13 protein-coding genes and 1 pseudogene are annotated in these 10964 nt (G+C 64.0%); 5 read left to right on the top strand and 9 right to left on the bottom strand.

What is annotated here, in order from left to right; all coding sequences use genetic code 11:
• Positions 1–439: pseudogene (locus tag Q0063_RS08745) on the top strand (hypothetical protein); the annotation flags it as partial.
• Between the two features lie 65 nt (positions 440–504).
• The gene (gene rsfS, locus Q0063_RS08740; protein WP_367180349.1) at positions 505–867 is read left to right on the top strand and encodes a ribosome silencing factor; all 363 of its coding nucleotides are present in this window, start codon (positions 505–507) and stop codon (positions 865–867) included.
• A 68-nt stretch (positions 868–935) separates the two neighbouring features.
• Here the strand turns inward: rsfS and Q0063_RS08735 are convergent, their stop codons facing one another.
• The 3 genes from Q0063_RS08735 to Q0063_RS08725 form a co-directional block, all read right to left on the bottom strand.
• Positions 936–1250, bottom strand: a complete 315-nt coding sequence (locus Q0063_RS08735; RefSeq protein WP_297871595.1) for a hypothetical protein — start codon at positions 1248–1250, stop codon at positions 936–938.
• A gap of 177 nt (positions 1251–1427) precedes the next feature.
• Entirely contained in the window at positions 1428–2312 is an 885-nt protein-coding gene (locus tag Q0063_RS08730; RefSeq protein WP_297871594.1) for a hypothetical protein, read from the bottom strand.
• Between the two features lie 110 nt (positions 2313–2422).
• The gene (locus Q0063_RS08725; protein ID WP_297871593.1) at positions 2423–2689 is read right to left on the bottom strand and encodes a hypothetical protein; all 267 of its coding nucleotides are present in this window, start codon (positions 2687–2689) and stop codon (positions 2423–2425) included.
• Positions 2690–3020: 331 nt separating this feature from the next.
• Here Q0063_RS08725 and Q0063_RS08720 point away from each other — a divergent pair, with 331 nt between their 5' ends.
• Positions 3021–4061, top strand: a complete 1041-nt coding sequence (locus Q0063_RS08720; protein WP_297871592.1) for a D-alanyl-D-alanine carboxypeptidase family protein — start codon at positions 3021–3023, stop codon at positions 4059–4061.
• Positions 4062–4387: 326 nt separating this feature from the next.
• Here Q0063_RS08720 and Q0063_RS08715 read toward each other — a convergent pair whose 3' ends face one another.
• The 6 genes from Q0063_RS08715 to murI all read right to left on the bottom strand — a co-directional run bounded on the left by Q0063_RS08715 (position 4388) and on the right by murI (position 9193).
• Positions 4388–4924, bottom strand: a complete 537-nt coding sequence (locus Q0063_RS08715; protein WP_297871591.1) for a DUF6512 family protein — start codon at positions 4922–4924, stop codon at positions 4388–4390.
• Positions 4925–5001: 77 nt separating this feature from the next.
• Positions 5002–5337: a branched-chain amino acid transporter permease gene (locus Q0063_RS08710; protein WP_297871590.1), complete on the bottom strand. Its 336-nt coding sequence runs from the start codon at positions 5335–5337 to the stop codon at positions 5002–5004.
• Positions 5328–6026, bottom strand: a complete 699-nt coding sequence (locus tag Q0063_RS08705; protein ID WP_297871589.1) for an AzlC family ABC transporter permease — start codon at positions 6024–6026, stop codon at positions 5328–5330. Before Q0063_RS08705 ends, Q0063_RS08710 begins: the two co-directional genes overlap by 10 nt.
• A 108-nt stretch (positions 6027–6134) precedes the next feature.
• Positions 6135–7880 carry an arginine--tRNA ligase gene (argS, locus tag Q0063_RS08700; RefSeq protein WP_297871588.1) on the bottom strand — a complete coding sequence of 582 codons (1746 nt, stop codon included), beginning with the start codon at positions 7878–7880 and terminating at the stop codon, positions 6135–6137.
• A 52-nt stretch (positions 7881–7932) separates the two neighbouring features.
• Positions 7933–8388, bottom strand: coding sequence for a DUF1934 domain-containing protein (locus tag Q0063_RS08695; RefSeq protein ID WP_297871587.1), 456 nt, complete (start codon positions 8386–8388; stop codon positions 7933–7935).
• A complete protein-coding gene (gene murI, locus Q0063_RS08690) occupies positions 8375–9193 on the bottom strand; it encodes a glutamate racemase (protein WP_297871586.1) in 819 nt (272 codons plus the stop codon). Before murI ends, Q0063_RS08695 begins: the two co-directional genes overlap by 14 nt.
• A 218-nt stretch (positions 9194–9411) precedes the next feature.
• Between murI and Q0063_RS08685 the strand changes: the two genes are divergently transcribed.
• Positions 9412–9825, top strand: a complete 414-nt coding sequence (locus tag Q0063_RS08685; protein ID WP_297871585.1) for a hypothetical protein — start codon at positions 9412–9414, stop codon at positions 9823–9825.
• 404 nt (positions 9826–10229) lie between these two features.
• Positions 10230–10898 (top strand): TetR/AcrR family transcriptional regulator, encoded by a 669-nt coding sequence (locus tag Q0063_RS08680; RefSeq protein ID WP_297871584.1) that lies wholly within the window; start codon positions 10230–10232, stop codon positions 10896–10898.
• The last annotated feature ends 66 nt before the right edge of the window (positions 10899–10964 follow it).

Below are 10964 nucleotides of genomic sequence, written 5' to 3'. Positions count from 1 at the left end.
GGCTCTGCCGCCGCCCAAACCCGAACCGGAGCCGGAGGAAGAGGAGCCCGCCGTAGACGAGAACGGCAACCCCATCGACCCAGAGACAGGCCTGCCCATTGACCCGGAGACCGGCGAGCCCATCGTCACGGACCCCGCCGCCGGCGAGGGCGGAGAGCCCGGCGGAACCGGGAGCGGCGGCGGAACCGGCGGCGGGATTACGGTTGTCCCGCCTGTGACGGACCCCGGCGTAACCGTGGACCCGGACCCCTGGCGGGACCCCAATGAGACGGACCCGGGAACCGGGACCGAAAACTCCGGCACGCCGGAGCCTGCCCCGGAGCCGCCCGCCGTTCAGGAGCCCCCGGCGGTTCCGGAGGTTCCGGAAATACCGGCGGTTCCGGAGACCCCGGCAGAGGATCCCGGCTTTGCCATCATCGGGGCGCCTCCGGAGGAATAAACCATCCATCAGAAAAAGACCATCATCATATCATCATATTCAGAAAGGGAGGCACACATATGTCATTGGCACCGAAAGAGATGGCCCTCATTGCGGCGAAAGCCCTGGACGAGAAGCGGGGCAAGGAGATCAGCGCCATCGAGATTACGGACCTCACCACATTGGCGGATTACTTCGTCATTGCCAGCGGCACATCCAACACCCAGATCAATGCCCTGTGCGGCGCGGTGGAGAAGGCCATGGAGGAGCAGGCCGGCGAAAAGCCTCTCCACCGGGAGGGCCACCGGGACGGCACCTGGGTGTTGCTGGACTATGGCTGCGTGGCGGTGCATGTCTTCTCCCAGGAGGCCCGGGAGTTCTATTCCCTGGAACGTCTCTGGTCCGACGGCAAGCCTCTGGACCTCAGCGGCGTGCTGACGGCGGACTGAACGGCAGAAGCGGCAGAGTCCTTTCGGGACTCTGCCGCTTCCTTTGTTATGGAACGGTGCGGGGCTGGCTAAAAGTCAAATCTGGGACAACCGCGGTACGGCTCCGGCGCATCGCCGTCAAAGCGCCCTGCAAGGTAAGAGGGCTGGGACGGAAATTTCCACCGGTTCAGCCAGGCGATGAAATCCGCCTCTGTGTAGCTGACATAGGCAAAGGCCGTCCCGTCGGGGTTCCGCCGGGTGCGCCGGTATTGCTCCGCGTGGGGGCTGTTCCAAAGCCAATCCGTGCAGAACTCCATACAGTATTCGGAAAGACGCTCCGCCGCCTCATCCGGCACGGCATACAGAAAGCCGCCGCTGCCGCAGCTCAAAATGACATGCTTCATCAGACTGTTTCCCCCTGGGGCCTGTTCACATAAACCACATGTGCGGATTTTTGAGCAAATTTTAGCCGAATGCGAGGCAAAAATTTGCAGGCGTACTGGCGTACGGCAAAAATTTTTAACGAAGCAGGCGGCAAAATTTGCCGAAAAGACGTGCGCGTGGGCTTATGTGATCAGGCCCTAAGCCGCCGCTTTCTCCTCCGCAGCGAAGACCGGATAATAGGCGGTGTAGGCCTCCCGCCGGGACTGCCAGTTGCTGCCGCCCACGATGTCCGAGGCGATGTCGGTATTCAGGGACGTGGGAAAGTTGAGGAAGGCCTTGCTGACGCCGGAGATGTGCCAGAAGTAGGCGGCGCTCTCCCAGGCAAAGGCCTCCGCGATGTAGTCCGCCCCGGTGGTGTAGCCGGTCTCTTCGGGGTCCCGGCGGTCATGGACTACCCGGGAGTAGCGGGAGACATCCAGACCCATGTTGGCGGCGGTCTGGAGGGCGGCGTAATAGGCGGCGCTGATGTCCTCCCGGCCGTGGTTGGCGGGGTTGGCATAGGTGATGTCCGCCAGCTCCGGCATATATTTTTTCATCAGCCAGGTGGAAAAGGCCATCTGGCCGTATCCGAAGGTGAGATGGAGATAGCCCGCGCCCCGGGTGCCGGCGGTGTAGCCCCGGTCCTGGAAATAGGCCTCGTCCCCCCACTCCGTCAGGGCGGAGCCCCCCAGGCTCTCCACAGCCGCCTGAGCCAGGAACTGGCTGATGTCCTCCGCCGTGGTGATGCCGTACTCGTGCAGCACCCGGTTCAGCTCCTCCAGCTGCTCCCTGGACAGGGTCCACCGGACGGTTCCCAGGGTGCTGTCGTCATAGGTCAGGGCGTCGATCTGCTGCCGGGTGACAAGGACCGGGGCCTCCGCCTCCGGCTCCTGGCCGGGGACCTCCTCCGGCCCCGCCCCTCCCTTCAGATGGCGGAAGGCCAGTATCACTAAAATCAGCGCCAGCAGCAGCGCCGCCAGGGACGCCAGAACCGCCCGGGGGGAGAGACCCGATTCCTCCAGCTTGTCCAGCAGCTCCGGCATAAACGCACCTCCCCCTCCGCTTTTTCCTCATCATACCATAAAGCAGGGGAGCTTGGCAAGGTGGGAATGCCTTCTCTGGCAGGATGTTGAGGGCATTTGAGGCGGAGGGCTCAGCGCAGAAATTCCTCCAGGTGGTCGTGGAGCTCAAGGAAGGGCCGTTCCTTCAGCCTCTCCCCGGTGACGGTGTTGACCAGATCATAGCGGTCGGAGCTGAAAGGGGAATAGCCGTCGATCAGCTCCAGGATGCCGGCGGTCATCTCGTATGAGACCTGATACAGTCTGTCCTCCTCGCGTCCGGGGCAGGCAAGGGCCCGCTGGACGCAGGCCTCCTGAATCTGGGCCAGCTGCTGGAAAAATCTCCGCTGAGTGGGGTTCATGGCGCGTCTCCTTTCGTGGCTGGTGCCGTCACAATCATAGCACGGCCTGCACCGGACCGCAAGGCTCCGGCACCCGCATACACATACAATCTCCGGGCGGGACGCTTCCGGGGGCCCGTCTTCCGGAACCGCCGGGCCCCCGGAGCCGGGCCGGGACAGGCCCCTGCAGACCGTCTTTCAAACGGGCACGCCCGGAATTTCCTCCCCTTGTCCGAAACGTTCACAGAAAAGCCCTTGCTTTCGCGGCGGGACAGGCATATGATGAACCTGTAAAGCCGCCGGACAGATCTGTGAAAACGGGTACGGCACGGCGGCGGGAAAGGAACGAAAGTTGAACAGCCTGAAGAATTGGAACACAGCGCGGATATGGGGCCTGACACTGCTGGCCCCGCTGCTGCTGACAGCCGCCGTCCAGGCGGCGGAGCTGCCGGAGGCCCCTGTCTCCGACGCCTGGACAGGTCTGGAGACCGCCGGGGCCCTGGCGGTCCCCATCCCGGAGGGGGCCGTCCCGTCGTGGGACGGGGCGGCTCCGGAAGAAGACGCAAAAAATCTGCCGCAGGACGGAAAGACCCCGGGAGAGAATGCAAAAAATCCGTCAGAGGACGGAAAAACCCCGGAAGAAGGCGCAAAAAATCCGTCAGAGGACGGAAAAACCCCGGAAGAAGGCGCAAAAAATCCGTCAGAGGACGGAAAAACCCCGGAAGAAGGCGCAAAAAAACCGGCGGAGCCGGTATTCCCGGAGGCGGAGGACTGGCAGCTGCTGCTGGTGAATCCCTGGAACCCGCTGCCGGAGGATTTCCGGGAGACGCTGGCGCTGAAAAGCCTGCCCAACGGACTGCGGGTGGACCGGCGGGCCTGGGAGGACCTGATGGAGATGCTGGCGGACTGCCGGAAGGCGGGCCTGCGGCCCCTGGTCTGCTCCGCCTACCGGACCCAGGCCACCCAGACCCGGCTCTACAACAACAAGATTCTCCGTCTGCTGGCGGCGGGATGCCCGGCGGAGGAGGCCGCCGCCGAAGCCGCCCGCTGGGTGGCGGCCCCCGGCACCAGCGAGCATCAGACGGGTCTGGCGGTGGATATCGTGGCGGCGTCCTATCAGATCCTGGACGAGGGCCAGGCGGAGACGGCGGAACAGAAGTGGCTGATGGAGCACTGCTGGGAATACGGCTTTATTCTCCGTTACCCCCTGGAGAAGGGGGAGATAACCGGCATCGGCTATGAGCCCTGGCATTACCGCTATGTAGGCCGGCCCACGGCCCTGGACATCCGGGACAGCGGCCTCTGTCTGGAGGAATATCTGGAGCGCCGCGCCGCCCGGCAGGCGGCGGACGCCTCCGCCCCGCTCCCGGCGGCGGATGCCCCGGCTGGCTGAAAAACAGCCCTGCCTGATGAAGGCAGGGCTCAGCTTTTCGAAAAAGTAGTACAGACTTGGACAACGGAAAGGAAGATAGTATGAAAGACAGCGCAGCCCTTGGCGGCTCTGCCGCTTAGGGATGCGGCGTGCCCTTTACGGGTAAACCCATCAGGGGTGTCTTTCATGTGCAATCAATAAGTTTTCAGAACTTCCCACGGGTTCTGAAAACTTGCCCAGGCTGTCGAAAACACTTTTTCGACAGCCTGGGCAGGGCTGTTTCCTGTTTGCGGGTCCGGATGACCTGCCCTGGATACGGCACAGAGGCGGACGCGCAGATCCGCCGCCTATCGCCCGGAGACCTGCACCGCCCTATCGGGCTCCTGCCACAGGGGCAGGGCCGGGGGCCGGAAGGAGCACCAGACGAAGCAGAAGGCCAGAGCCCAGAGGGCTGCCGCCCCCAGCAGCTGCTGCCAGCCGGCGAAGCAGCGGCCCCGGGACAGCAGACGGTAGTCCAGCCAGAAGAGGACCAGGTCCGCCAGGAAGAAAATGGCGATATCCGCCCACAGAAGATGCAGGCCCAGCGCGCCGGTGTAGGTATAGTAGAGAACCGGGATCAGGACCAGACCCGTCAGGGCGCTGACGCCCCGGACGGCCAGAAGGTTGGACTCCGTCCGCCCCATCAGGCAGAGCTGCGCAATGGTGAACAGGAACAGGGGCACGAACAGCAGCTTCATATGCTCCCACACCGATTCGCTGACGGGGGAGAGGGCCGCCGCCCAGGTGCTCCCGCCGCTCCAGCCGTAGAGGAAGTGCAGCAGGGTTCCCGCCGCCCCCGTCCAGAGAAAGCCCCCTAATTCCCAGATCAACAGCCGCCGTTTCATCGCCGCTCCTCCGCCTCCCGTTTCAAGTCCGCAGTTTTTCTAAAGTTTATCCGGGAAGAGGAAAAATATACCTGCCCTTACACAAAAACCGCCTGAACCAGCACCATATAAAGGGCGGTGCCCCCGGCGATGGAGAGGAGCACATTGCCCCTCCAGCGGTGGAGGAGCGCCACAGCCGCCACGGACAAAAGCTCCGGCGCGCCGTAGGGGGACGCCGTCCACGAGACGTCCTTGAGGCAGTAGACCACCAGCAGACCCATGGTGGCCGCCGGCAGGACCCGGCTCAGCCAAGCGGTCCAGGCAGGGGGCCGCCGGTTTTCCGGGAAGAGCCAGAAGGGGAGCCACCGGGTGATCTGTGTCCCGGCGGCCACGGCCAGAATCATGAGAAGGGTTTGTAAAGGCGTCAGAGCCATGTCAGTTTCCTCCCTCCCAGCAGCGCCGCCAGAATCAGAACCATGGCGGGAATCACCAGACGCTCCGGCCCGAAGACCGCCAGGCTCAGGGCGGCGCAGGCCAGACCCAGCCCTCCGGAACGCCGGTTTTCCCGGTGCTTCCACTGCTCCAGAAACAGCACCGCGAACAGCGCCGTCAGGGCGAATTCCAGCCCCCGGGTGTTGAAGGCCAGCAGGTTCCCCAGGACGCCGCCCAGGGCCGTGGCCGCCACCCAGTAACTGTAGTTCAGCAGCGAGATGCAGAGGAAAAAGTCCCGGCGGGACACCCCCTCCGGCGGGTCCAGGGTGGAGACCAGGGAAAAGGTCTCGTCGCTGAGGGTGTACACCAGTAGGAGCCGGGCCCGGCCCAGACCCTTATAGCGCTCCAGCATGGACAGACCGTAGAAAATATGCCGGGCGTTGACCATCAGCGTCAGCAGAAAGACCTGGAGGGGGTCGAAGCTGCCGGAGGCCAGCAGGGGCGCGGCGGCGTACTGCATGCTGCCGCCGAAGCCCACAGCGCTCATCAGCGTGGACCACAGCGGCCCGTAGCCCCCGGCGGCCATCAGCAGGCCGTAGGCAAGCCCCAGACAGCCGTATCCCGTCAGCACCGGGACGGTGGCCGGGAAGGCCGCCCGCAGCGCCCCCCGGCGGCCGGTTTTCTCCTTCATGGGCGACGCCTCCTGTCACATGGTTGATAGAGTTCTGCCGGGCATGAGTTGAAAAGCGCCGTCCTGAATTTGATCAAGACGGCGCTTCAGGGTTCCTTCTCCGGCCGCTTACATATGCTCCGGCGCGTCCACGCCGATCAGCTTCAGACCGGTTTTCAGCACGGACCGGACGCTGTCCGCCAGCTTCAGCCGGGCGGCGGCCAGCTCCGGGGCCTCCTGGCGGATGTGGCAGGCGGTGTAGAAGCGGTGGAAGCAGCCCGCCAGCTCCATCAGATAGCGGTTGACATGGGAGGAGTCATAAGCCCTGGCGGCGGAGCGCACGGTGTCCGGCCAGGCGGCCAGCTGCTTGATGAGGGCCTTTTCCGCCTCCGTGTCCAGCAGGGCCATGTCCGCCGCCGGGGGCACGGCCTGTCCCTCCTGGGCCAGCTTCTCAATGAGGGAGCAGATGCGGGCGTGGGCGTACTCCACATAATAGATGGGGTTTTCGCTGTCCTGCCGGACGGCGAGGCCCAGGTCGAAGTCCATCTGGGTGTCCGGCTTGGCGTTGAAGAACCACCGGGCGGCGTCCACCGGCACCTCGTCCAGCAGGTCGCTGAGGGAAATGGCCTTGCCGGTGCGCTTGCTCATCTTCACCAGCTCCCCGTCCCGCAGCAGCTTCACCAGCTGCATCAGCACGATGTCCAGCTTCCCGGACCCGTCCAGACCCAGGGCGTCCAGGGCCCCCTTCAGCCGGGCCACGTGGCCGTGGTGGTCCGCGCCCCAGATGTTGATGACCCGGTCGAAGCCCCGGGTTTCAAACTTGTTGCGGTGATAGGCGATGTCCGCGGCGAAATAGGTGTAGAACCCGTTGGCCCGGCGGAGCACGTCGTCCTTCAGGTCCAGCTTTTCGATGTCCTTCTCCTTCTTCCCGGCCCTGCGGAGATTCTCCCGGAGGATATCGGCGGTTTTCAGCCACAGGGCCCCGTCCTTCTCATAGGTCCAGCCCCGGGCCGTCAGCAGCTCTGCCGTCTCCGCCACCGCGCCGCTGTCGTGGAGGGTGGACTCGTAGAACCAGGTGTCGTAGTCAATTTTATAGCGCCGGAGGTCCGCCTTCATCCTGGGCAGGTTCACCGACAGGCCGTATTCTGCCATGGCGGACATCCAGGCGGCCTCGTCCTTCCCCTCCGGAAAGGCTCCGTTTTCATCCCTGGCTAAAAAGCCCTGGGCCAGCTCCCGGATGTCGTCCCCCTGATAGCCGTCCTCGGGGAAGGCACAGCGGTCCTCTCCCAGCTTCGCCTGCATGCAGCGGGCGTAGATGGAGCGGGCGAACTTGTCGATCTGGTGCCCCGCGTCGTTGACGTAGAACTCCCGGCTGACCTCCGCCCCGCAGGCGGCCAGGCAGGCGGCCAGGGTGTCTCCCAGGACGCCGCCCCGGGCGTTGCCCATGTGCATGGGGCCGGTGGGGTTGGCGGAGACGAACTCCACCATGATTTTCTGGCCCTTCAGGTCCTCCGACGTGCCGTAGTCCCCGCCCTCGGCCTCCACGGCGGCGCAGACGGCGCCGTACCAGCTGGGATTCAGCCGGAAGTTCAGGAAGCCGGGACCGGCGATTTCGGCGGAGGCGAAATAAGACCCGCTGAGGTCCATGTGGTCCAGCAGCGCCTGAGCGATGGTCCGGGGGGGCTGGCGCAGGGCCTTTCCGGCCGCCAGGGCGAAGGTGGTGGTGAAGTCGCCGTTGGAGGCGTCCCGGGGAATCTCCACCGGGGCGGCGTGAATGTCCGCCTGGGGCAGGGTGCCGTCCGCGGCGGCGGCCCGGTAGGCGGCCATGGCCAGGGCCGCGGCCTGGTCTCTGGCGTCCTGAATTAAGTTCCTCATATTGAAAACCTCTTTTCTGGTGTAATTTCTCTGATGTGATCTGGTCCGGCGGTCAGAGGCGGTCCTCGTGCCGCCGGCGGACCCGGATTTTAAAGGCGTTCCGCCCGGCGGCGGCGTGCTCCACGGAAATGGAATAGCGCAGGTCCATGATGCCCCCCTGCTCCGTCAGGTTGTGCCGCAGGCGGCTGGTCTGGATGTCGATGGAGAGCTCCCCGAAGGGGGTTTCGTAGAGGGAGGTGTGCTGCCGCCCCTCCTCAAACACCATCTGGGAATTGACGCTGCCGGAGCGGGTGAGAATCACCTGGGGCCCCCGGATTTCAAAGGTGGTGGTGGTGCCCTCCAGCCCCGTCAGCTCCGTTTCCTGATAGGACAGGCACAGGCCTTCCGCCGTCAGCTCCATGGTGCCGTCGGTGATCAGCTCCATGCTGTCGGGCTCCGTGTCCTCAAAGTGCTGCTCTGACCGGATGGTCAGCAGTATGGGCAGCCGCCGTGTGTCAGTATTTGTCAATGTCAATCCTCCGTGCCGCGTGATGAACGGGCTCCTGGAGAAACACCGAGGCAATCCGCTCGAAGTCCTCCGGCTGGTCGCTTACATAGTATTCCGCTTCTCCCCGCCGTCCATCCGGGGCGCGGAGACCCCGGGCTGTCAGAAGCCGCTTGAGCTCAAAGGCGGATTCCTCCCCGGCGGAGACCAGGGTCACGCCGGGCCCGCAGATGTCCGCCAGGACGTCCTCCAGCAGGGGATAGTGGGTGCAGCCCAGAATCAGGGTGTCCGCCCCCCACTCCAGCAGGGGGGACAGGTATTCCCGGGCCACCGTCTCGATGACAACGTCCCCCCGCTCAAAGCGCCCGTTTTCCACCAGGGGCACAAACAGGGGGCAGGGACGGCAGAGCACGTCCACCTGGGGGTCCAGCCGCCGCAGGGCGGCCTCGTAGGCTCCGGAGCGGACGGAGGCCAGGGTGGCGATCATGCCGACCCGGCGGCGCTTTGTCACCGCCAGGGCCCGGCGGCAGGTGGGCTCCACCACTCCCACAATGGGCAGGTCGTTTTCCGCCTGGAGGGTGTCCAGGGAGGTGGTGGACACCGTGCCGCAGGCCACCAGAACGGCCTTCAGATCCCGGGACCGGAGAAACCGCAGGTCCTGCCGGGCGTATTTCAAAAGCGTCTCCCGGGACCGGCCCCCGTAGGGCACCCGGGCGGTATCTCCAAAGTATACCAGGTTCTCCTCGGGCAAAATGCGCCGCAGGACCCGTACCGCCGTCAGTCCGCCCAGTCCGGAGTCAAAGACGCCGATGGGCCGCGTATCCGCCATACTGTCCGCTCCTTTCTCCGCCATGCTGAGAGAATCACTCTGAGTTATGTATTATACTATGAGAGTCTCCAGGCCGCAAGACAGATTTTAGTCTTTTTGCCCTCTTTTTTATGTGGAATTTTTCTGCGGGGTCTGATATAATCATGGCATTACACAGTCACGCGCCCCGCGTTTCAGCAATCTGGCCGGGGAGACGTGCCGCCGGGAGGTGCCTGCCCATGAAAATCGAGCTGACGGAACAGCAGTACCGCTATCTGCTGGACCTGGTCTACATAGGGAACTGGGTGCTGAATTCCACCCGGGAGGACGACCGCATCAAAGAATACGACCAGGTGGAGAGCCTGGTCTTCTCCCACTGCATCCGGCACAAAATGGGGAAGCTGGTGGAGCTGTACGAGGGGGACCTGATTCCCTCCCGGGCCTTTGCCGACGGGGGCATCCACGAGGCCATTGAGAGCTATGAGGATGTGGTTTTCTACGAGATTCTGGCGGAGGAGCTGGCCCTGCGGGACATGGACGGCGAGCCCCTGACCCGGGAGAACTACGGGGCTCTGATGGAGCGCATCGACGCCTATCTGGACGAATTCGACGAGCACGGAACGGACCACATCTCTGTGGATTTGGACGGGTGAGGCGCGGGAACGGAGGAAGAGAGGGAAGGGCTTCGTTCCCGACGGAAGCATAAAATCACGAAATCGCGGAAGGACCGGGCTCTGTCCCGGTCTTTTTTTCGGCCCCGGTTTTTTGGTCCCCGGACCCGACAGGCTTCGCACCCCGCCCCCGAAACCGCCGGACCCCGCACCTGCCCCCGAAGCCGCCGGGCCCCGTCCCCAAAACCGCCGCACCCGCCTCCGAAGACCCAGGGGCCCACACCCCATTCCCGAAGCCGCCGGTCTAAGCCCCCGGAACTCCCGGTGGCCGCCTCGCAAAAAAACCGCGAACAGATGCCCGTATTCGGAAATTTTTCCTTGACAAGGGGCCATAGGGCGTGCTAGGATACAAACAGACCGTTGGTTTGTTTGCGGGAGGTGCCCCCATGTCGCGAAACAAGTACCCGGAGGAGACGGTGCGGAGGATTCTGGACACGGCGGAACGGCTGTTCGTTGAAAAGGGCTACGACCGGACCTCTCTCCAGGACATACTTGATGAAACGGGCCTGTCCAAGGGGGCCATCTACCATCATTTTGCCTCCAAGGAGGATATTTTCTACTCCGTCTGTGAACGCATCGGCAAGCGGAACGGCGCGGCGCTGGCCCGCCTCCGGGACGATGACACCCTGACCGGTCTGGAGAAGCTCCGGGCCATCTCCAGACTCTCTCTACAGCTGGAGCGTCAGGCCAAAACCTTCAACATGATGCCCTATCTCAAGGATAACGCCAAGTTTCTGGCCATGGAAATGTGCAGCATCTACGAGGATGTCGTTCCGGTTTTTATGGAGCCCATCGTCCGGCAGGGCATTGCCGACGGTTCCATCCGCACGGCCCATCCCCGGGCCCTGGCGGAGGCCATGGTCCTCCTGTCCGACGTCTGGATCAACCCCATCGTCCAGCCCGCCACCCGGGAGGAAATCCGGGCCCGGTGCGCCGTCTATAACCAGCTGTTCCGCAGCTTCGGCATCGAGGAGCTCATCGACGAGGAGGTTGTCTGCGCGCTGGAAGCATACGCGGACATGCCCCGCCCTTCACAACCGCTGAACGCTGTCTGAGCGGTCTTTTTCCCGTCATACAGCGTCGCTTTCCCTTGCCATACGTCAGTATGGCTGCGGGCACGA

The organism is uncultured Oscillibacter sp., assembly GCF_947654275.1.
Lineage (GTDB): Bacteria > Bacillota > Clostridia > Oscillospirales > Oscillospiraceae > Oscillibacter.
This window is presented reverse-complemented; position numbering and strand designations above follow the sequence as displayed.